The sequence below is a fragment of the Klebsiella aerogenes genome (assembly GCA_029027985.1).
GTDB lineage: Bacteria > Pseudomonadota > Gammaproteobacteria > Enterobacterales > Enterobacteriaceae > Klebsiella > Klebsiella aerogenes_A.
This window is the reverse complement of record CP119076.1, coordinates 2,977,887-2,997,838: the sequence shown is the minus strand read 5'-3', so window position 1 is coordinate 2,997,838 and position 19,952 is coordinate 2,977,887. Positions and strand designations below refer to the sequence as shown.

The following is a 19,952-nucleotide window of genomic DNA, read 5'->3' as shown; positions in this document are numbered from 1 at the left end:
GGTATTTTTTTGTCTGAGAGTAGAGGATGTTGATGAAAATATTTCTGGTTATCGCCATGACGCTGGTGCTCAGCGGCTGCGGCAGTATTATCAGCCGCACGGTGCCGGGGCAGGGTCATGGCAACCAGTATTATCCTGGCGTGCAGTGGGATGTGCGCGATTCTGCATGGCGCTATCTGACCATCCTGGATCTACCGTTCTCGCTGGTATTCGATACGCTACTGTTGCCGTTAGACGCCAGTCATGGCCCTTACGAGTAATTAACGCTCGTCCCATTCATCGGCTGCGGTTTGCCCCTCTTCGGTATCCAGAGAGGGTTCCAGCTGAAACTCGCCTTCGTCCCATTCGTGTAGCGTATTCTCTTCCAGCCACTCCTGGCGCAGCTCAATCTCATCATAGTCGCCGTCAAAGACGCTTTGCGCGGATTCACCGCTGAGCATGGGCAGACATTCGCCTTCTTCGTCTTCGCTGGCAAAAAACTCCGCCCGCCAGGCAATATCGCCATCCTGGAGCACGTATTTCTGCATGTTGAACTGCTCGACGTCGGCGCTCTCTTCATCGCTATCGGGATTATCGGCCAGGTACTCTTCTCGGGCGGCGTCGATAGCCTCTTCTAGTGTGGCGTAGAAAACTGATTCCGTAGACATAGCTAACCCCCTAAGAAGAATGAAAAAGGAACACGTTTCAATCTATAGAAGGCGGTTAGCCTGGCGTCAAGGCAGAGACGTGCTGAAGGGGTTAATTTACCGAACGTTTACCCGAGTTCTCGCTACCAGAGGATTCACCGCCGCGCGGGCGACGCAAACTGACCGTCGAATAAATGGCGTTAAACAGTACGACGCAGGCCGTAACCAGGAAAACGGCGCGGAAGCCATAGTTGGCAGACACCGAGGCGCCGATCAGCGGGCCGGTGACGTTGCCGATATCGCGAAACGACTGATTGTAGCTGAAAATGCGTCCTGAGATCTGGCTGGTGGAGTTGTACACCAGCAGAGTTTGCACGGCTGGCAGCAGGGCGCCGTCGGCGGCGCCGAGCAGGAAGCGCAGAATGCCGAGCTGCAATGGCGTCTGGACGAATGACATCGGGATCAGCAGCAGTACCGAGATCACCAGCGCGACAATCAGGATCTTTTCCGGGCCGATGCGATCGCCGAGCTTACCGAGACGTGGCGCGCTCAGCAGGGCGGCAATACCAGGCACGGAAGCGATCATTCCGCTAATAAAAGCGATATTGCTGACGTTTCCCGCCAGATCGCGAACGTACAGCGTCAGGATAGGAGCAATGGAGCCCGTCGCGACCTGAATAATCAGCGAGGTGACGAACAGGCTCAGCACCAGCTTCGGGTTCTTGAGCGAACTAAATACGTCTTTGGCGCTGAGCATCTCTTTTTTGTTCACCGGCGCGAAGTTTTCGCGAATTAAAAACAGGGTAAACAGGAAGCAAATAAACAGCACGGCGGCGGTCATAAAGAAGACGGTGCGTAACCCCCAGTGGTCGGCGAGGAAACCGCCAGCCAGCGGGCCAAGTAACGCACCGCTCACTGCGCCGGTTGAGAGTGTTCCCAGCGCCCAGCCGCTTTTCTGCCGCGGGATCTGGGTGGCGATCAGCGCGTTCGCGTTGGGAATAAAGCCGCCGAGCAACCCTAATAGCGCGCGCAGGATCAGGAATTGCCAGATGTTCTGCGCCATGCCCATCAGCATCATGACGATGGCCATGCCCAGCGCCGAACGCAGTAGCATAATTTTGCGACCTTTACGGTCGGCCAGCCCGCCCCAGAACGGCGACGCGATGGCGGAGAACAGGAAGGTAATACTGAAAACCAACCCTGACCACATATTGAGCGCGCTATGGCCGGTGACGCCGAGTTGTTCGACGTACAGCGGGAGGAATGGCATAACGAGACTAAACGCGGCGCCGGTTAAAAAGCAGCCGAGCCAGGTAACGGTAAGATTGCGTTTCCAGTTAATAGGCGTATCAGCAGACGACATAAGGTCTCATTGGCCCGCGACGCGGGTTAAAATAAAGGGGAATATGAGCCTGCTAATTATGCGCTTGAGAAATGGTTGTCGCAATGGAGCATAGCTTTTAAAGCTAAAGGAAGAAGGGCGAGAGAGCGGGGGGAATTTACCCGGGCAAAATGATTGCCCGGGTAAAGCGGAAATCAGTAGCGCGAAGGCACGCCTTCCGGACGGGTTTTAAAGCGGCGATGCAGCCACATATATTGTTCCGGCGCCATCATGATGCACTGCTCGACGACTTTATTCATCCATGCCGCGGTTGTTTCGGCATCATCCAGCGGAGGGTCACATTCCGGTGGTAAAATAATCAGCTCATATCCTTTGCCGTTCGGCTTGCGGCGCGGCACGAAAGGCACAATGCAGGCTTTTGACATTTTCGCCAGCATCCAGGTACCGGAAGTGGTGGCGGCCTGGTCGACGGCGAACAGCGGCGCGAAGACGCTGGCGGTCGGACCGTAGTCGTGATCCGGGGCGTACCAGACGACTTCGCCTTTTTTCAACGCGCGGATCATGCCTTTGAGATCTTTACGGTCGATCATATCTTTGTTGGAGCGCAGGCGGCCCCAGGTTTGCAGCCAGTCGATAACCGGGTTGTCGTTCGGGCGATAGACGCCGATGCCGGGTTCGTTCATGCCAAACATTCGCGCGCCCATTTCCAGGGTCAGAAAGTGGATGCCAATCAGCAGGATGCCGCGCTTTTGCGCCTGGACATCGCGGACATGTTCGAAGTCGATGGTATCGGTCCAGCGCGCGATACGGTGGGTTGGCCAGAACCAGGCCATGCCGGTTTCCATCAGGCCCATGCCGACGGATTCAAAGTTCTGTACCACCAGTTGATGACGTTCTTGTTCGCTCTTTTCCGGGAAGCAGAGTTCCAGGTTGCGATAAGCAATTTTAGCGCGGCGCTGCATAAAACGCATCGCCAGGCGGCCAATGGCGTTGCCGAGACGGTAGATGACCGGATAGGGCAGTTGGACGACTAACCACAGCAGGCCGATGCCCAGCCAAAGCAGCCAATAGCGCGGATGGAGTAGGGCGGCGGAAAATTTCGGTAAATGGGTCATTTCATACCTGTTTGATTTAACAACGCGTTTTATTATCGCATTTTTTTACGCTGTCGCCAAAAGCAGTCTCCCCGCTATCTTGCTCATGGCTGAAAACAGCGAGGTGGAAATGTAGCGTAAAATGTAGGGATGTAAATTAACGGTGTTTGCTATATGATGCCCGCCGTTTATTTTACTCATTTCCTATGTCGAGCAGGTACACCATGCCAGTGTTACACAACCGCATTTCAAATGAGACGTTAAAAGCGCAGATGCTGGCTGAAAGCGAGCCGCGCACGACGATCTCATTCTACAAATATTTCACTATCGTCGATCCAAAAGCGACCCGCGACGCCCTGTGGCTGGCGCTGACTAAGTTAAATGTCTTTGGTCGTATTTATCTGGCGCATGAAGGTATTAATGCGCAGCTCAGCGTGCCGGAAAGCAAGGTTGCCGCCCTGCGTGAGTGTCTGGATAGCTTCGATCCGGCGCTGCAGGGGCTGCGTCTGAACATCGCGCTTGATGATGACGGAAAATCCTTCTGGGTACTGCGTCTTAAGGTCCGCGATCGCATTGTGGCCGACGGTATTGATGACCCGACCTTTGATGCTTCTGACGTGGGCGAGTACCTGAAAGCCGCGGAAGTGAACGCCATGCTTGACGACCCGGATGCGGTATTTATCGACATGCGTAACCACTATGAATACGAAGTGGGTCATTTCGAGAATGCGCTGGAAATTCCTGCTGATACCTTCCGCGACCAACTGCCGAAAGCCGTTGAGATGATGCAGGAATACAAAGATAAGAAGATTGTGATGTACTGCACCGGCGGTATCCGCTGCGAGAAAGCCAGCGCCTGGATGAAGCACAGCGGTTTCAACAAGGTATGGCACATTGAAGGCGGGATTATCGAGTATGCGCGCCGTGCCCGTGAACAGGGACTGCCGGTTCGCTTCATTGGTAAAAACTTTGTCTTCGATGAGCGGATGGGCGAGCGTATCTCCGACGATGTGATTGCCCATTGCCACCAGTGCGGCGTGCCGTGCGATAGCCATACCAATTGCCTTAACGACGGTTGCCATCTGCTGTTTATTCAGTGTCCGGCCTGTGCTGAGAAGTTTGCCGGTTGCTGCAGCGAAGCCTGCATGGAAGAACATAAACTGCCGGAAGAGGAGCAGCGTAAGTTGCGGGCGGGGCGTGAAAACGGCAACAAGATCTTTAATAAATCTCGTGGTCGTCTCAATACCAAATTGGGGATTCCGGATCCGTCAGTAAAACCATAACCAAATGAGATCAATTGCCGCCAACAGCAGCCACAGCGCGAGATAAATCATAAAGTGCTCGCGCACGTTGTTGACTAACCAGTGGTACAAGCGACGCATAAACGTTCTCAAGCATGAAACGGCCTCCATCGAGGCCGTTTTGTTTTTGTGGCTGGCTATTATTGCGAAAAACGCGCCAGCGAGAAGGGGGTCAGATCAAACTCCGTCGTTTCGCCTTGTGCAAACTGCGTGGCGATTTCGCCGAGCACTGGAGCAAATTTGAAACCGTGGCCGCTTAATCCAGTGATCAACAGCGTGTTAGCGTGGCCGGGAAGGGTATCAATGATGAAGTCCTCATCCGCCGTATTGTCGTAGGTGCAGGAAGCGCCGTGCAGGCAGCCGCCAATACCGGGCAGCACGTTACGCAGGAAGTTAAACGACTCGGAGCCATCGGTGGCGACTGCACCGAACGGTTTCCGCTCTTCCGGTTCACAGATAAGCTGACCGCCATTGTGTTTGCCAATCTTCAGCTCATTATCTTCTGCCGGGAAACCGTAATACTGATCGCCATTCGGCAGCTCGCCGGTAAACGCCGGGAAATTGTTCTTCGTACTATAACGACCATCGGCCTGGAACCAGGCGAAAATTTTGCGCACCGGCTGGATCGGCAGGTCCGGTAGTAATTTGGTCACCCAGGTTCCTGCGCTTATCAGCAGTTTCCTGGCGCTGTAGCTACCGTCGGCGGTATCGATTGTCACCCCCTCGCTGTGGTGGTGAATGGCGGTGACCGGGCAGTTGAACAGCTGCGCGCAGCCTGCTTCGCGCGCCAGGCGAATCCAGGTGTCAATGGCCAGTTCGCTGCGCAGTACGCCGGAGGCAGGTTCGAAAATCGCCCGATAATCTTGCGGAATGCGGATCTCCGGCCAGCGTTTCATCACCGCCGCGGCATCCAGTTCCTCAACGTTGAGCGTAAACTGACGCGCGCTATGGGCGACGTTATTGAGAAAGTCAGAGTTGGCTGGACCGAGATTAATCACCCCGGTTTTTTCAAATACGGCCTCGCCGCTGCTTTGCGCAAATTCATCCCACAGTTGCTGGGCGCGTAGTACCAACGGTACGTACTTTTCGCCTTCACCATAGGCATGACGAATCAGACGGGTATTACCGTGATGGCTGCCCTCCTGGTGAGGCGGCTTGTGGGCATCGGTCATCAGGACGTTTAGTCCGGCGCGGCGGGCGTAATAGCCAGCGGCAGCGCCGACAGAGCCGCTACCGATAATGATGAGGTCGTATTGCATGGTGAGTTCCGGGTTATTGTTTTATTAGCAGGGTAATTAACAACAGCCGGTTGTACAAGTGAGAAAAATAATTCAGGCACCCGCAGGTGCCTGTTCCGTGAATATTTAGACATCAGCGGCGATGCTAATGCCTGCGATACTCATTTGCCTGGTAATCGCCAGATTCTATCTTCGCTATTCCTGCTTCCAGAATAGAAATAAACTGACGTGCGACGTCCGTCGTTAGCCATAGCGTCTGGCCAATTTCTGCTTCTTTATTGCTTTCTTGAGTGGGGTTTTGGTAGTGCAGGCGCAACATCAGCGCATCGTAGCTATCAACGGTGCTGATGTCCCATCCAACGAGGGGATGGGTCTGGATGACTTCATTATTCTTTTCCATCATAACCCCTTATTCATATGTTAAAAGACAACAATTCTCGAGGTTTAATGCTTGTTTTCTGAAGCATGTTAATTATATCAGCAGTTAAGTATAAACTCGAGAAAATAAATAAAACGAGACAAACTTTCCGCTATTCGCTGATTTTTTGCGCGATTTCGTCCTATGGCTCGTTATTTTTTAAGGAAATAATCAGGATATTAAGGAAAAATCTGAGTGGAGAGGGCGAGAAAAAAAGCCGGGGCGACCCGGCAAAAAAAGCACAATGAGGGAGCAAATTGGTTTTGCCGAAGCGAAACTCTGAGACTTAGTCCTGGATAAACCAGTCGTCAGCACTTTCCCAGGTTTCCTGCAGGATTTCACTGATACGGTCTTTGTCTTCTTTCAGACCGCCAATGACGGACAGGTTATTGCCGACGGCATAGCGTACCGTGACCTGGTTTGCGCGCTCAGGGAATTGTTGATCGATACGCTTAGCGAGTTCGTTATTCAGCGCTTCTAACGCGCCGTTGGGTAAGGCTGTGGTTTTGGCGATTGAGACTTCGATACGCATAATGGCCCCCTGAGTAATATACTGTTTATTTATACAGTAATGACTGCGTGTTTACAACAGGGGGAAAAACTTTATTTCTTCATCGTCCAGCGTACGGTTTCACCGGCCAGGAACGGTACCAGCGTATCGCCTGGCAGGGCAATGCTTTCAGCGACAGTGCTTTCTTCGCGCACCAGTTCAACGAAGCTGTCGTTTACCGGCAGACCGTAGAAACGCGGACCGTTGAGTGAGCAGAAGGCTTCAAAATGCGCCAGCGCATTCATCTCTTCAAACACAGTGGCGTAGCTGCCAAGCGCCGTTGGGGCGTTGAAACAGCCTGCGCAGCCGCAGCTGGCTTCTTTACGATGACGCGCGTGCGGGGCGGAGTCGGTGCCGAGGAAGGCCCGGTTAAACCCACTGGCGACCAGTTCGCGCAGCGCCTGCTGGTGAATATTGCGTTTCAGAATAGGCAGACAGTAGAGATGCGGGCGAATACCGCCCACCAGCATATGGTTGCGGTTAAACATCAGGTGCTGCGGCGTTATCGTCGCGGCCAGCAGTTCGTTGCCATCGCGCACATATTCGGCGGCATCTTTGGTTGTGATGTGCTCGAAGACGACCTTCAGACCCGGCAGACGTTGACGTAGCGGTTCCATGACCGTGTCGATAAAGCGCGCTTCGCGATCGAAGATGTCGATATCCGCGTGAGTCACTTCGCCATGCACCAGCAGCGGCATGCCCAGTTTTTCCATACGTTCAAGTACCGGCATGATGGCATCGGTGCTGGTCACGCCGTGACTGGAATTGGTGGTGGCGTTAGCCGGATAAAGCTTGGCGGCGGTGAAAACGCCTTCCTGGAAGCCGCGCTCCAGCTCTGCCGGATCAAGGGTATCGGTCAGGTAGCAGGTCATCAGGGGGGTGAAATCGTGCCCGGCGGGAATGGCGTCAATAATTCGCTGGCGGTAAGCAATGGCAGCATCGACGGTGGTGACCGGCGGCACCAGATTCGGCATCACAATCGCCCGGCCATAAAACTCACTGGTATAAGGCACGACGGTTTTTAACATATCGTCATCACGTAGGTGGATATGCCAGTCGTCTGGGCGGCGGATTTTCAATACCTGGGGTTGTGCTGTCATGGAAGGCTCCGGCTAATAGATTCAGTCATCAGGGCTGTTTTTGCCGGGCACTAAGGATAAGCGGAAACGTTTTCCTTTGCACTCATTTCCGTAAAAAATTAAGGGCGCCCGCTGAGCGCCCTTATTGATTAATCAGTGAAGGGGATGATGATCTCGCCCGGTTTCACTTCAATGCCTTTCGCGTATTTCTTAGCCAATGCTTCCCCGGTGCTGGCGTCTTCACGCAGAACGTAGGCTGGCTGTTGGTTGAAATAGCTGCGCAGCGATTGATTCAGATAAGGGATCAGTGTTTGCACGACGGAGGTCAGCTTTTCCGGCTTAACCTGGGCATCGACCACTTCCATCTCTCGCAGGTAAATCGCGCCTTGTTCTTTATTAAATACCGGCAGCGCTTTCAACTTCAGGTCGATAGTCGCTTTTTGATTACCGAACAGCGAATTGAGATCCAGATTCGCCGTGCCGCTCAGCACCACTTTGTTCGGCTCTTCACGACCGATGGCGCTGGTCAGGTTTTGCAGTTCAATATGCGCATCCGCCACGCCAGGCAGGCCGATATCCTTGGCAAAGTGATTACGTTTCTGCAGCGCCTGGTTAATTTCTTGCTCGCTAACGGAATACTGCGTCAGCTGGTTACAGCCGCTCAGAAGGCCGCTGACTATCAGCGCGGCCGCGATCAACATCTTTTTCATTGGGTTCCTCAACGTCATGCCATGGCTAATCCTGACACAAAGCAGCATGGTCTGCTAGTCCTGCCGGTACCAGCGGAAAATGCTGAAAATAAGGATAACCCTTGTGGGCAATGCTCAGGTTCGCGGTTCAAGCATGCCGGAAGCCGAACGTTTCTGGCTAAACTGCCACCATAGCGCGACGAAAGTCGCAAAGCCGATGATCCCGAGCATTAGCCACGGCAGCTCTGGCTGATTGACCGCTTTACCCGCATCGAACAGCCAGCCGCCGCCGGCATAGCCGAGGGCGCCGCCGAAGGCCAGGCCTAAACGGCTAAAACCCATGTAGCTGCCACGGGCGCGGGCGTCGGCCAGAGAAGCCCCCAGCGTTTCGCGTGCGGGTTCGGCGATGATTGACCCCATATAGAAGATGCAGATCAGCGTGAATAGCTGCTGCAACGTACTGGTTAAGCCAATCGGCAACATGGCGACCGTCATGACGAGCAAGCCGGCCATCAGACGATGTTCGAGACGAAAACGTTTCTCGCTCCAGCGGGCGATGGGGTACAGCAGCGTCAGTGAAATCGTGGCTTCAATGGCGTACATCCATTTAACTGCCGCCGGGGAACCGGCGATATCGTTGACCATAATCGGCAGCATCAGCATGACCTGCACCGCCAGCATGTAGTAGCCGGTTAGGGTCAGCACGTAGGTGACGAAACGCTTGTCGCGTAATACCAGACCCAGGCCTTCGCGAACGGGAGTTCTGACGGTCGAGAGTTTCCAGGCTGGCAGGTACCAGGCATTAAACGCCGCGCAGGCGATAAACAGCGCCGCGCCCGCGCTGCAGACCAGGCGAAAATCGTACTGTAGCAGCCAACTGCCGAGCAGGGCGCCGATCACCGCGCCCGCGCTGTCCTGCATCATCAGGATCGAGAAGAAGCGACCACGCTGGTGCGGACGCACCAGTTTGACCACCAGCGCCGCTCGCGGCGGGTCAAACAGGGTGCCGCCCAGCCCGGACAAAACACAGGAGAGCCATAACACCCAGGGTTCATGAGCAACCGCCATCGCGGCAAAGCCGCCCGCGCGCATCAGCATGCCGGTGACAATCATCGGTTTGGCGCCAAAGCGGTCAGCAATCGCCCCGCCAAAGATGCCTAACCCTTGTTGCACCAACTGACGCAGGCCCAGCGCAATCCCGACCATCAGCGCCGCCCAGCCCATTTGGTCGACAAAGCGGATCGAGATGAGAGGAAATACGACAAAAAAGCCGAGAACAACCAGCATGTTGTCGACTAACAGGAAATATTTACCCAGGCTCCTTGCCTGCGATACGCGGGACATTTCCCCTCCAGGGAAAAAGAGAGATAAGCTTAGATATTCTGCGGGGGCGGCAGTGATTTTCCCAGCGTACCGGTGACAATATTTTTTTATCAAAAATCAAGATCGATTGAGTCTATTCATCGAAAAGCGGAGTTGGTGCAGAAAATGGTATGTTGCTGTTTTCACACCTTCACTCAGGGAAGGTATAGTAAAAGTAATCAGTTTAGGTCAGGGAACAGGAGTGAGGAATGTTTGGCTATCGCAGTAACGTGCCTAAGGTGCGTTTGACGACGGACCGGCTGGTGGTGAGGCTGGTTCACGATCGTGACGCCTGGCGTCTGGCTGATTACTACGCGGAGAACAAAGGGTTCCTGAAACCCTGGGAGCCGGTACGTGATGAAAGCCACTGTTATCCCTCTGGCTGGCAGGCGCGCTTATCGATGATTGCGGAGTTTCATAAACAGGGCTCGGCATTCTATTTCGCACTCCTCGATCCCGATGAGAAAGAAATTATTGGCGTGGCGAATTTTTCTAACGTGGTGCGCGGCTCTTTCCATGCTTGTTACCTTGGCTATTCCATTGGCGAGAAGTGGCAAGGGCAGGGGCTGATGTATGAGGCGCTGATCGCGGCGATTCGTTATATGCAACGCACGCAGCATGTTCATCGCATCATGGCAAACTATATGCCGCATAACAAACGCAGCGGCGACCTGCTTGCCCGCCTCGGTTTTGAAAAAGAGGGTTACGCGAAAGACTATCTGCTCATCGATGGCCAATGGCGCGACCATGTATTGACGGCGTTGACGGCCCCAGACTGGACTCCGGGTCGCTAAAGGAGACAACATGAAATATCAGTTAACCGCGCATGAAGCGCGCGTCATTGGCTGCCTGCTGGAGAAACAGGTCACGACGCCGGAACAGTATCCGCTGTCGGTCAATGCGGTGGTCACCGCCTGTAACCAGAAAACGAATCGCGAGCCGGTGCTATCGCTGGCTGAAAGTGATGTGCAGGATCTGCTGGATGAACTGGTCAAACGTCATTACCTGCGTACGGTAAGCGGTTTTGGCAACCGGGTGACCAAATATGAACAGCGCTTCTGCAACTCTGAATTCGGCGATCTTAAGCTGACGGCGGCCGAAGTCGCTATCGTCGCCACCCTGTTGCTGCGTGGGGCGCAAACGCCGGGCGAGCTACGCAGCCGCGCGCAGCGGATGTATGAATTCCGCGATATGGCTGAGGTGGAAAATACCCTTGAGAACCTGGCCAATCGCGAAGATGGCCCGTATGTCGCCCGGCTACCGCGTGAGCCCGGTAAACGTGAAAGCCGCTATATGCACCTGTTCTGCGACGATATGGATTCGTTGATTACCGCGGTAGAAGCCGTTTCGCCGCCGAATGACGATCTGCAGACAAGGGTCGAAGCGCTGGAAGATGAAGTGGCTGAGCTCAAAGTTCGACTTGATTCATTACTGGCACATTTAGGAGAGTAACCGTGACGGCGAAATTACGCGTAGGCGTGGTTGGATTAGGCGGTATTGCGCAAAAAGCCTGGCTGCCGGTGCTCGGCGCCGCCGATGGCTGGACGCTACAGGCGGCCTGGTCGCCAGGTAAAGAGAAAGCGCTGCGTATCTGCGAGACCTGGCGTATCCCGTATGCTGAGTCGCTGGATGCGCTGGCGGCGCAATGCGATGCGGTCTTTGTGCATACGTCAACGGCTTCACATTATGAGGTGGTTCATCGTCTGCTGAATGCCGGGGTTCATGTGTGCGTTGATAAACCGCTGGCGGATAAGCTTAGCGACGCTGAGTCGTTGGTCGAACTGGCGACTCGTCGTCGGCTGACGTTAATGGTGGGATTCAACCGCCGTTTTGCGCCGCTGTACCGTGAACTGAAAGCGCATCTAAATGAAGCTGCTTCGTTGCGGATGGATAAACATCGTAGCGATAGCGTGGGCAACGATCTGCGATTTACCCTCCTGGATGATTATTTGCATGTTGTCGATACCGCGCTATGGCTGGCGGGCGACAAAGCGCGCCTTGACGGCGGCATTCTGCAAACCAGCGCGCAGGGTGAAATGCTCTATGCCGAACACCACTTCAGCGCGGCTCAACTGCAGATAACGACCAGCATGCACCGTCGTGCAGGGAGCCAGCGCGAATGGGTACAGGCGGTAACCGATGGCGGGCTGTACGAGGTGGGCGATATGCGCGAGTGGCAGGAGGAACGTGGTAGCGGCCTCGTGCGGCGTCCGGCGCCCGGTTGGCAAACGACGCTCGAACAGCGTGGATTTGACGGTTGCGCGCGTCATTTCATCGAATGTGTGCAAAATCAGACTGTTCCCGAAACCGCGGGCGAACAGGCGCTTCTGGCACAGCGCATCGTCGAGAAGCTGTGGCGCGAAGCGATGAGTGAATAATTGGTTGTAACAACTGATAGTAGTAATTCATTGCGAACCCGGTAGACTATCGCCACTTTCCAGCGCCCGCTTTTGCGGGCGTTTTACTCCATGGGTTGTGGAATAAAACAGTAATGAATCTTTTAAAATCATTAGCGGCAGTCAGCTCGATGACCATGTTCTCGCGCGTGCTGGGCTTTGCGCGCGATGCGATTGTCGCGCGTATTTTCGGCGCAGGGATGGCCACTGACGCCTTTTTTGTCGCGTTCAAATTACCAAACCTTTTACGACGCATTTTTGCTGAAGGCGCCTTTTCCCAGGCGTTTGTGCCGATCCTGGCCGAATATAAGAGCAAGCAGGGCGAGGATGCAACGCGTGTGTTTATCTCTTACGTCTCCGGGCTGTTGACGCTGGTGCTGGCGTTGGTCACGGTGCTGGGGATGCTTGCCGCGCCGTGGGTTATCACCATTACCGCTCCCGGCTTTGCCGATACGCCGGATAAATTTGCGCTGACCACGCAGTTGTTGCGCATCACCTTTCCTTATATTTTATTGATTTCACTGGCATCACTGGTAGGGGCGATTCTTAACACCTGGAACCGTTTCTCGGTTCCTGCCTTTGCGCCGACCTTCCTTAATGTCAGTATGATCGGCTTTGCGTTGTTCGCCGCGCCTTATTTCCATCCGCCGATGCTGGCGATGGCGTGGGCGGTGACCGTGGGCGGTATTCTGCAACTGGCGTATCAACTGCCACATCTGAAAAAAATCGGCATGCTGGTGCTGCCGCGCGTCAACCTGAAAGATGCCGGGGCGATTCGCGTCGTAAAGCAGATGGGACCGGCGATTCTCGGTGTCTCTGTCAGCCAAATCTCGCTCATTATTAACACTATTTTTGCCTCTTTCCTGGTTTCCGGTTCGGTATCGTGGATGTACTACGCGGATCGACTGATGGAATTCCCTTCTGGCGTGCTAGGCGTCGCCTTGGGGACTATCCTGTTGCCGTCGCTGTCAAAAAGTTTCGCCAGCGGTAACCATGATGAGTACTGCCGCCTGATGGATTGGGGGTTGCGCCTGTGCTTCCTGCTGGCGTTGCCAAGCGCGGTGGCATTGGGCATCCTTGCTAAACCGCTGACGGTCTCGCTGTTCCAGTATGGTAAATTCAACGCTTTTGATGCGGCGATGACGCAGCGTGCGCTGGTGGCTTACTCGGTCGGGCTGATGGGGTTGATTGTGGTGAAAGTGTTGGCGCCGGGCTTTTATTCGCGCCAGGATATCAAAACGCCGGTCAAAATCGCCATTATCACCTTGATTATGACGCAGGTAATGAACCTGGCATTTATTGGCCCGCTGAAGCATGCCGGGCTGTCGCTGTCGATCGGCCTGGCGGCCTGTCTGAACGCCGCGCTGCTCTACTGGCAGTTGCGTAAGCAGAAAATCTTCACGCCGCAGCCGGGCTGGTTCATGTTCCTGCTGCGTCTGGTGATTGCGGTGCTGGTCATGGCCGCGGCGCTACTTGGCATGATGTACCTGATGCCGGAGTGGTCGCAGGGGACGATGCCGTTCCGCCTGATGCGTCTGATGGCTGTGGTAGTCACGGGTGTGGTCGCTTATTTCGCAACCTTGCTGCTGCTGGGCTTCCGCCTGAAAGAGTTTACCCGCCGCACGATCTAAATAAACCGCTACGTCGGGCTTTGATCAACCCGTTCCGCGATGCGGAGCGGGTTTTTTTATCTCGCGGTGCGCCCGACGGCCTGTAGCCGGGCATTTTCCAACAGGCGGATAATAAGGGCGATCGCGCCGCTAATGACCGCCAGAGTCACCACACCGCCCCAACCGGCCAGCACGTACAGCTTGCTTCCCAATACGGAACCCAGCGCCATACCGATAAAGACGACGGTGAACAACAGGGCGTTAAGTCGACCTCGCGCCTGTGGTTCCAGGCTGTAAACCAGATTCTGGTGCGCCACCAGGCTCGATTGCAGACCGAGGTCAAACCCGATAGCTGATAGCGCAATCAGCGCCAGTTGGCCATGTACCGGCAGGGCAGGCAGCGCTAACATCAAGGCAAATGACACGGTCACCAGCGCCGCGCCGAGTTGGGTGACTCTGCCTGCACCAAATTTATCCGCCAGACCGCCTGCCAGCGGCGCCGCCAGCGCCCCTGCGGCTCCGGCGACACCGAAACCGCCAGCCACCGCGCTGCCCATCTGGTAATGTTCGGCGAGCATGACGGCCAGCGTTGACCAGAAGGCGCTAAACGCGATGGACAAGAAGCCCTGGGCAAAGGCGGCGTGGCGCAGCGCGGGATAGCGTTGCCACAGATGCGCCATCGATTTCAGCAATTGCGGATAACGCAGGGTAGAGTGGATCTCAAAGCGCGGCAGGACGCGCCACATCAGCAGGCCAATCAACGCAATACTGACCGCCGCCGCCTGATACATAACCCGCCAGCCGAATAACGCGCCTACCAGGCCGCTGACCGTCCGTGAGAGCAGGATCCCCAGCAGCAGACCGGTCATCACCGTGCCAACCATTTTACCTTGCTTACCGGCGGGTGCCAGGATGGCCGCCGCTGGCACAATATCCTGCGCCATGGTTGCCGCCATCCCGATCAGCAGGCTGACAACCAGCAACGAGGTGAGTTGCCCGGTCAGACTACAAAGCAGCAACAGTAGCGCCAGCGCCGCGCTTTTCAGCAGAATAAGCGTTCTACGGTCGTGGCGGTCGCCCAGCGGCAGCAGAAATAAAATACCCAACGCATAACCCGCTTGCGTTAGCGTGGGTATGAGGCCCATTCCTTCAACGCTGAGATGCAGATTGGCGCCAATTAACGGCAGCAGCGGCTGGGCGTAGTAAATCGATGCCACGCTGAAGCCCGCGCCGAGCGCAAGAATAAAAATCACCCAGCCGGCCTCGCGGCTGGATAAAGGAAGTGGTGTCATGGTGAAGCCCTCGTCAATGCAATGAGGCTATTGTTCCCTGAAGCAGGCTGGCGCGGTAGATAGCGTGGTGGTAAAACGGTTATACGTAATACGTATAGGCAAAATGGAAATGAAGAAGCAAGAGCGTATAGATCGGATTGAGTTGATGCGGACGTTTATTCGTATTGTTGAAGCCGGGTCGCTGTCGACCGCTGCCGTGCAGATAAATACCACTCAGGCCACGGTCAGCCGCCGTCTACAGTCGCTGGAAAGGCTGCTCGGCGCGAGGCTTGTTCTACGTACTACTCATGCGATGAAATTGACCGATGACGGCGAGCGATGCTACCAACATGCGCGACGACTGGTGGACAGTTGGCTGGCGCTGGAGGACGATCTGCGTATCGTAGAAGATCGTCCGGTTGGCGTACTGCGGGTACGTGCGCCGCACGCTTTCGGTCAGCAGCAGCTCTTGGGGCCGCTGGTCAGCTTTTTGCAGCGCTATCCAGAGCTGGCGGTAGAGTGGATGCTTAATGATAAAACCGTTGATTTTCTTAGCGATAATATCGATTGTGCCATCCGCGTTGGCGCAGAAGTCGACCCGGCGACGGTGTCGGTTCTGTTAGCGGTGGTTCCCCGGAGCCTTGTCGTGTCGCCTGCGCTGTTGGCGCGCTATCCCGAGTTGAGTGAGCCGCAGCTGATGTCGACGCTGCCGTGGGTGGCCATTAGTACCTTTTACCAGCACGAAGTGACGTTGCAACATCAGGCTGACGGGCAACAGATGAGCTTTGCGATCGTGCCGTGTCTGAGCACGGATAGCGTTTATGTCGCGCGTAACACGGCGTTGGCGGGGTTAGGCGCGGCAATAGTCTCCAGTTGGGCGGTGGAAGAGGATATTGCGAGCGGACGGCTGATTGAGCTATTTCCGCAATGGCGGGCTTCGCCGCTGCCGGTACACCTGGTCTATCCGTGGGCGCGCTACTATCCGACGCGTCTACGTAAGTTTCTTGATTTAATGCGTGAAGTGATGCCGCAGGTGGCGGGAATGCAGCGACCGGATGAAAAGGAATAAAAAAAACCGGCCAGATGGCCGGTTTTTTAGTACTGCGACGTTACTCTACAGGTTGCGGACGGGTTGCTTCCGCGGTGGCCTGATGAGTGGCGCTGTGGCCGCCTGCTGAACCTTTACCATCGAAGGCAAACGGCGGGCGAACCCAATCGCTGTGGCGCGGCGCTTCCGGCACATAGTCCGGAGCCGGCGCGCGGGTCATCGGCGCGGTGGCGTGGCGAGTTGCCACCGGTGCTGGTTGTGCAGCAGCAGCCGGCGCGGCGGTAACCATCGGCGCGGCTGCAACCGTGGCGACAACCGGCGTTTCTTCCACTACCACGGTCTCTTCAGCAACAACAACCGGCTGCTCAATGGCGGCTTCGACAGCGGTCGCTTCCGGTTCAGCGGCTTCAGTTTCTGCAACGACCGGTGCGACTGGTTCGTTTTCGCTCGCCTGCGGAACAACGGTTTCTTCAACGACGGCAGCGTCTTCAACAACTGGCGTTTCAACCGCGGCGGCTTCCGCTACCGGTTCGTTGAGAGGCTCTGCGGCGACGGTTTCAGTCATGACGGTTTCCGCCGCCACGACCGGAACGATAGCTTCCGCTACCGGTTCTGGGGCAACGACCGGCGTGATGATAGGTTCAACGTTGGTTGTTTCCTGAACCGGTACCTCTTCCTGCTGTTGATCCTGCGGGCGGGTAATCGGGTAACGGATCCATGCTTTACCTGAGGCCAGTTCCGGCGAAGCGCAGGCAATAGCCAGCGGCATCGGCGACTGGGTCGGGTAACGTTCATCGCGGTAGCGACGGCGACGCTGGCCGCTTACGCGCAGGTGGCGCGGAGAGCGACGGGAACGACGCGGCATACCGTTAGATTCGCGCGCTTCGCCGTTGTCATCCTGCTCAGCGGCAGCTTCAACCACCGCCGGCAGATCGACTTTCGCCAGATCGGTACGCGGCGCGGCAGTTTCCTGCGCCTGTTCGGCAACGGTTTCGACAACCTGCTCTGTTTCTGCGGATTCAAAGCGGATTTTCTGCGTCAGCTGACGCGGCTTACGACGCGGCATGCTCTGAACGCGTTCTTCCTGTTCAGTTTCCTGCTGCGCTACCGGCTCTTCGCGGGTCTGCGCTTTTGCTTCCTGCTGTGCCTGACGCTTGTCGTCATTACGACGACGGTTGCGTTCGCGGCGCGGTTGCTGCTGCTCATCGCGGGATTTGCCTTTATCAGACTCGTCGCTTGCGGTTTGGCGTGATTCACGCACGTCGGCATTCTGCTGCTGTTTCTCGCGGCGATTGCGACGGTTCTCCTCGCGGGATTCACGAGATTCACGGCCTTCGGTGTTATCCGCGCGGTTATCACGGTTGTCGCGATTATCACGATTGTCACGGCGGTCGTTACGATCGCGGCGATTGTTGGCGCGCGGTTTGCGACGTTCTTGCTGACGTTCCGGTTTCTCTTCGGTTTTCTTCTCGACCTGGACTTCAGCCGGTTTGGCTTCTTCCGCGCCAGAGAAGAGGTTTTTCAGTGCGCCGAAGAAGCGAGACAGCAGGCCTGGCTGAGCTGGCGCAGCGGTTGTCGCACCAGAGGCTGCGGCGGCTTTCGCCACGGCCGGAGCGGCAACGGCTTCTTCCTGTACCGGCGCTGGCGGCGCATCCGGCATGACGAATGCGGCGAGAGCCGGTTCCTCACGACGTTTGCGTTCCGCGGGCTCTTCGTCAGACGGCACTGCCATCTCTTCTTCGTGCAGTTTCGGCAGCAGATAGCTCAGGGTAGAGGTCTCTTCACCTTTACGTACGCGCAGGACGGAGTAGTGCGGGGTTTGCATCTCGTCGTTCGGGACGATGATAACGCGAATGTCGCTCTGGCGAGTTTCAATGGCGCTAACAGCGGCGCGCTTCTCGTTAAGCAGGTAAGACGCAATCGGCACCGGAACAATGGCGTGAACTTCTTTGGTGTTCTCTTTCAGCGCTTCTTCTTCAATCAGACGCAGAATAGAGAGCGACAGCGATTCGTTATCACGCACGGTACCGGTACCGCTACAACGCGGGCACACGTGGTGGCTGGACTCGCCCAACGATGGGCTCAGACGCTGGCGGGACATCTCCAGCAGGCCGAAACGTGAAATATGGCTGATCTGGATACGCGCGCGGTCCTGACGAACGGCTTCGCGCAGGCGATTTTCCACCGCGCGCTGGTGGCGTACCGGGGTCATATCGATGAAGTCGATAACGATCAGGCCGCCGAGGTCGCGCAGACGCAGCTGGCGAGCGATTTCATCCGCCGCTTCCAGGTTGGTATTAAACGCGGTCTCTTCGATATCGCCGCCGCGGGTGGCGCGAGCGGAGTTGATGTCGATAGCGGTCAAGGCTTCGGTGCTATCGATAACGATAGAACCGCCGGACGGCAGGCGAACTTCACGCTGGAAAGCGGATTCGATCTGCGATTCAATTTGGTAGTGGCTGAACAGCGGGATTTCACCGGTGTACAGTTTGATTTTGCTGCTGAAATCCGGACGGCCGAGCGCGGCGATGTGCTGGCGCGCCAGCTCAAGCACTTTCGGGTTATCAATCAGGATTTCGCCGATGTCCTGGCGCAGATAGTCGCGGAAGGCACGAACAATAACGTTGCTTTCCTGGTGGATCAGGAATGGCGCAGGGCGGCTTTCAGCGGCTTTCTGGATAGCTTCCCAGTGCTTCAGGCGGAAGCTCAGGTCCCACTGCAGCGCTTCGGCTGATTTGCCGACGCCCGCGGTACGTACGATGAGGCCCATGCCATCCGGCAGTTGCAGGCTAGCCAGCGCTTCTTTCAGCTCGGTACGATCGTCGCCTTCGATACGGCGAGAAATACCGCCGGCGCGAGGGTTATTCGGCATCAGTACCAGGTAGCTGCCCGCCAGGCTGATAAAGGTCGTCAGCGCGGCGCCTTTGTTGCCACGTTCTTCTTTATCAATCTGTACAATGACTTCCTGACCTTCACGCAGAACGTCCTTGATGTTAGGACGGCCATGAGAATTGTAATTGGCAGGGAAGTATTCGCGGGCAATTTCTTTGAGGGGGAGGAAACCATGACGCTCGGCGCCGTAATCGACAAACGCGGCCTCAAGGCTAGGTTCAATACGTGTGATTTTGCCTTTGTAGATGTTCGCTTTTTTCTGTTCGTGCCCGGGGCTTTCGATATCCAGGTCGTACAGGCGCTGCCCATCAACAAGGGCGACGCGCAACTCTTCCTGCTGAGTTGCGTTGATTAACATTCTTTTCATCGTAACTTACTCATTATTCTTACATTGACGACTAAGCTACGGGCAGAGTAACGCCTTACCGGGTGAAAACCGATGGCCTCGAGTCTGGTTCACGTCGCCAACCTCACGGTTGTCGCGCGCTTAAGAGGCGCAGAGTGTCGGTCGCCTGCATTTCAAACGGAAACACAGTGCAATTATTCAGGGGAACAGCCTGGGATGTATCACCAGAGAATATTCCATTTATACACTTCATCCTTTAAGTGATTTCGCGTCGGCCGCGCTTGTTCACCTCAATCGATTGCTTGTACAAACGATTGAAGATTCTCTCTTTTGCTGCCTTGACGCATCTCAAACGATGTTGCGTATATTCTCATCGTCTCTCACGTCGCAGGGATGATGGCTTAACTTGTTCACCTCAATCAGAGGATTCAGATGAACTTCCGGGAACCCCGGAGTCGACGCCGTCCTGCCACGCAAAAATCTTATAGAGCCTGTGCCGGTAAGGACTGCAACCCGCAGCCCGCTAACTGTCTGAAAGATCAATACGTCTTACGCCATTGCTGCGTGGATGATCGGTCAGACAAAATTGGTCATTCCGCTAATTTCTTGTTCTAACAAGTTTCAACACGGAAAACAGCTTCATTATTCCATTGCTAACCTTGTTATAGCAAGTTCACTTTTACCTTTTAT

The 19,952-nt window shown here is 55.6% G+C and carries 19 protein-coding genes; 7 read left to right on the top strand and 12 right to left on the bottom strand.

Going from position 1 to position 19,952, the window contains the following annotated elements; all coding sequences use genetic code 11:
• The first annotated feature begins 32 nt into the window (after nucleotides 1-32).
• Entirely contained in the window at nucleotides 33-260 is a 228-nt protein-coding gene (locus PYR66_14380; GenBank protein WEF26515.1) for a YceK/YidQ family lipoprotein, read from the top strand.
• Here PYR66_14380 and PYR66_14375 read toward each other — a convergent pair whose 3' ends face one another.
• The 3 genes from PYR66_14375 to PYR66_14365 all read right to left on the bottom strand — a co-directional run bounded on the left by PYR66_14375 (nucleotide 261) and on the right by PYR66_14365 (nucleotide 3,083).
• Nucleotides 261-647: a MysB family protein gene (locus PYR66_14375; protein WEF26514.1), complete on the bottom strand. Its 387-nt coding sequence runs from the start codon at nucleotides 645-647 to the stop codon at nucleotides 261-263.
• Between the two features lie 91 nt (nucleotides 648-738).
• Complete coding sequence (gene mdtG, locus PYR66_14370; protein WEF26513.1) at nucleotides 739-1,989, bottom strand: multidrug efflux MFS transporter MdtG; 1,251 nt, start codon at nucleotides 1,987-1,989, stop codon at nucleotides 739-741.
• Nucleotides 1,990-2,162: 173 nt separating this feature from the next.
• On the bottom strand, nucleotides 2,163-3,083 hold the full coding sequence (locus tag PYR66_14365; protein ID WEF26512.1) for an LpxL/LpxP family Kdo(2)-lipid IV(A) lauroyl/palmitoleoyl acyltransferasee: 921 nt from the start codon (nucleotides 3,081-3,083) through the stop codon (nucleotides 2,163-2,165).
• Nucleotides 3,084-3,286: 203 nt separating this feature from the next.
• Between PYR66_14365 and PYR66_14360 the strand changes: the two genes are divergently transcribed.
• Nucleotides 3,287-4,345, top strand: a complete 1,059-nt coding sequence (locus PYR66_14360; GenBank protein WEF26511.1) for a rhodanese-related sulfurtransferase — start codon at nucleotides 3,287-3,289, stop codon at nucleotides 4,343-4,345.
• Here the strand turns inward: PYR66_14360 and PYR66_14355 are convergent.
• From PYR66_14355 to mdtH, 7 genes are all read right to left on the bottom strand, one after another.
• Nucleotides 4,331-4,444 carry a DUF2770 family protein gene (locus PYR66_14355; protein WEF26510.1) on the bottom strand — a complete coding sequence of 38 codons (114 nt, stop codon included), beginning with the start codon at nucleotides 4,442-4,444 and terminating at the stop codon, nucleotides 4,331-4,333. The two genes, PYR66_14360 and PYR66_14355, sit on opposite strands and share 15 nt — an antisense overlap.
• Before the next feature lie 59 nt (nucleotides 4,445-4,503).
• On the bottom strand, nucleotides 4,504-5,622 hold the full coding sequence (solA, locus tag PYR66_14350) for an N-methyl-L-tryptophan oxidase (GenBank protein WEF26509.1): 1,119 nt from the start codon (nucleotides 5,620-5,622) through the stop codon (nucleotides 4,504-4,506).
• 124 nt (nucleotides 5,623-5,746) lie between these two features.
• Nucleotides 5,747-6,001: a biofilm formation regulator BssS gene (bssS, locus tag PYR66_14345; GenBank protein ID WEF30457.1), complete on the bottom strand. Its 255-nt coding sequence runs from the start codon at nucleotides 5,999-6,001 to the stop codon at nucleotides 5,747-5,749.
• Between the two features lie 304 nt (nucleotides 6,002-6,305).
• Complete coding sequence (gene dinI / locus PYR66_14340) at nucleotides 6,306-6,551, bottom strand: DNA damage-inducible protein I (protein WEF26508.1); 246 nt, start codon at nucleotides 6,549-6,551, stop codon at nucleotides 6,306-6,308.
• A gap of 71 nt (nucleotides 6,552-6,622) precedes the next feature.
• On the bottom strand, nucleotides 6,623-7,669 hold the full coding sequence (pyrC, locus tag PYR66_14335) for a dihydroorotase (GenBank protein ID WEF26507.1): 1,047 nt from the start codon (nucleotides 7,667-7,669) through the stop codon (nucleotides 6,623-6,625).
• Between the two features lie 128 nt (nucleotides 7,670-7,797).
• A complete protein-coding gene (locus PYR66_14330; GenBank protein WEF26506.1) occupies nucleotides 7,798-8,358 on the bottom strand; it encodes a lipoprotein in 561 nt (186 codons plus the stop codon).
• 114 nt (nucleotides 8,359-8,472) lie between these two features.
• Entirely contained in the window at nucleotides 8,473-9,681 is a 1,209-nt protein-coding gene (mdtH, locus tag PYR66_14325) for a multidrug efflux MFS transporter MdtH (GenBank protein WEF26505.1), read from the bottom strand.
• Between the two features lie 227 nt (nucleotides 9,682-9,908).
• Between mdtH and rimJ the strand changes: the two genes are divergently transcribed.
• The 4 genes from rimJ to murJ all read left to right on the top strand — a co-directional run bounded on the left by rimJ (nucleotide 9,909) and on the right by murJ (nucleotide 13,726).
• Nucleotides 9,909-10,493 (top strand): ribosomal protein S5-alanine N-acetyltransferase, encoded by a 585-nt coding sequence (gene rimJ / locus PYR66_14320; GenBank protein WEF26504.1) that lies wholly within the window; start codon nucleotides 9,909-9,911, stop codon nucleotides 10,491-10,493.
• Nucleotides 10,494-10,503: 10 nt separating this feature from the next.
• Complete coding sequence (locus tag PYR66_14315; GenBank protein WEF26503.1) at nucleotides 10,504-11,151, top strand: YceH family protein; 648 nt, start codon at nucleotides 10,504-10,506, stop codon at nucleotides 11,149-11,151.
• A 2-nt stretch (nucleotides 11,152-11,153) separates the two neighbouring features.
• Entirely contained in the window at nucleotides 11,154-12,077 is a 924-nt protein-coding gene (locus tag PYR66_14310) for a Gfo/Idh/MocA family oxidoreductase (protein WEF26502.1), read from the top strand.
• Nucleotides 12,078-12,190: 113 nt separating this feature from the next.
• Nucleotides 12,191-13,726, top strand: coding sequence for a murein biosynthesis integral membrane protein MurJ (gene murJ, locus PYR66_14305; GenBank protein WEF26501.1), 1,536 nt, complete (start codon nucleotides 12,191-12,193; stop codon nucleotides 13,724-13,726).
• A gap of 56 nt (nucleotides 13,727-13,782) precedes the next feature.
• On the opposite strand, the gene PYR66_14300 is transcribed toward murJ, so the two are convergent.
• Nucleotides 13,783-14,997, bottom strand: a complete 1,215-nt coding sequence (locus PYR66_14300) for an MFS transporter (GenBank protein ID WEF26500.1) — start codon at nucleotides 14,995-14,997, stop codon at nucleotides 13,783-13,785.
• A 37-nt stretch (nucleotides 14,998-15,034) separates the two neighbouring features.
• Here PYR66_14300 and PYR66_14295 point away from each other — a divergent pair, with 37 nt between their 5' ends.
• The gene (locus PYR66_14295) at nucleotides 15,035-16,045 is read left to right on the top strand and encodes a LysR family transcriptional regulator (GenBank protein WEF30456.1); all 1,011 of its coding nucleotides are present in this window, start codon (nucleotides 15,035-15,037) and stop codon (nucleotides 16,043-16,045) included.
• Between the two features lie 40 nt (nucleotides 16,046-16,085).
• Here PYR66_14295 and rne read toward each other — a convergent pair whose 3' ends face one another.
• A complete protein-coding gene (gene rne / locus PYR66_14290) occupies nucleotides 16,086-19,283 on the bottom strand; it encodes a ribonuclease E (protein WEF26499.1) in 3,198 nt (1,065 codons plus the stop codon).
• Nucleotides 19,284-19,952: the final 669 nt, after the last annotated feature.

Excerpts from the sequence above, each read along its gene's own strand:
- rimJ (WEF26504.1), top strand. The coding sequence starts at position 9,909 with ATGTTTGGCTATCGCAGTAACGTGCCTAAGGTGCGTTTGACGACGGAC.
- PYR66_14360 (WEF26511.1), top strand. The coding sequence starts at position 3,287 with ATGCCAGTGTTACACAACCGCATTTCAAATGAGACGTTAAAAGCGCAG.
- bssS (WEF30457.1), bottom strand. The coding sequence starts at position 6,001 with ATGGAAAAGAATAATGAAGTCATCCAGACCCATCCCCTCGTTGGATGG.
- rne (WEF26499.1), bottom strand. The coding sequence starts at position 19,283 with ATGAAAAGAATGTTAATCAACGCAACTCAGCAGGAAGAGTTGCGCGTC.
- dinI (WEF26508.1), bottom strand. The coding sequence starts at position 6,551 with ATGCGTATCGAAGTCTCAATCGCCAAAACCACAGCCTTACCCAACGGC.
- PYR66_14355 (WEF26510.1), bottom strand. The coding sequence starts at position 4,444 with ATGCGTCGCTTGTACCACTGGTTAGTCAACAACGTGCGCGAGCACTTT.
- PYR66_14375 (WEF26514.1), bottom strand. The coding sequence starts at position 647 with ATGTCTACGGAATCAGTTTTCTACGCCACACTAGAAGAGGCTATCGAC.
- murJ (WEF26501.1), top strand. The coding sequence starts at position 12,191 with ATGAATCTTTTAAAATCATTAGCGGCAGTCAGCTCGATGACCATGTTC.
- solA (WEF26509.1), bottom strand. The coding sequence starts at position 5,622 with ATGCAATACGACCTCATCATTATCGGTAGCGGCTCTGTCGGCGCTGCC.
- pyrC (WEF26507.1), bottom strand. The coding sequence starts at position 7,669 with ATGACAGCACAACCCCAGGTATTGAAAATCCGCCGCCCAGACGACTGG.
- mdtG (WEF26513.1), bottom strand. The coding sequence starts at position 1,989 with ATGTCGTCTGCTGATACGCCTATTAACTGGAAACGCAATCTTACCGTT.
- PYR66_14380 (WEF26515.1), top strand. The coding sequence starts at position 33 with ATGAAAATATTTCTGGTTATCGCCATGACGCTGGTGCTCAGCGGCTGC.
- PYR66_14365 (WEF26512.1), bottom strand. The coding sequence starts at position 3,083 with ATGACCCATTTACCGAAATTTTCCGCCGCCCTACTCCATCCGCGCTAT.
- PYR66_14315 (WEF26503.1), top strand. The coding sequence starts at position 10,504 with ATGAAATATCAGTTAACCGCGCATGAAGCGCGCGTCATTGGCTGCCTG.
- PYR66_14330 (WEF26506.1), bottom strand. The coding sequence starts at position 8,358 with ATGAAAAAGATGTTGATCGCGGCCGCGCTGATAGTCAGCGGCCTTCTG.
- PYR66_14300 (WEF26500.1), bottom strand. The coding sequence starts at position 14,997 with ATGACACCACTTCCTTTATCCAGCCGCGAGGCCGGCTGGGTGATTTTT.
- mdtH (WEF26505.1), bottom strand. The coding sequence starts at position 9,681 with ATGTCCCGCGTATCGCAGGCAAGGAGCCTGGGTAAATATTTCCTGTTA.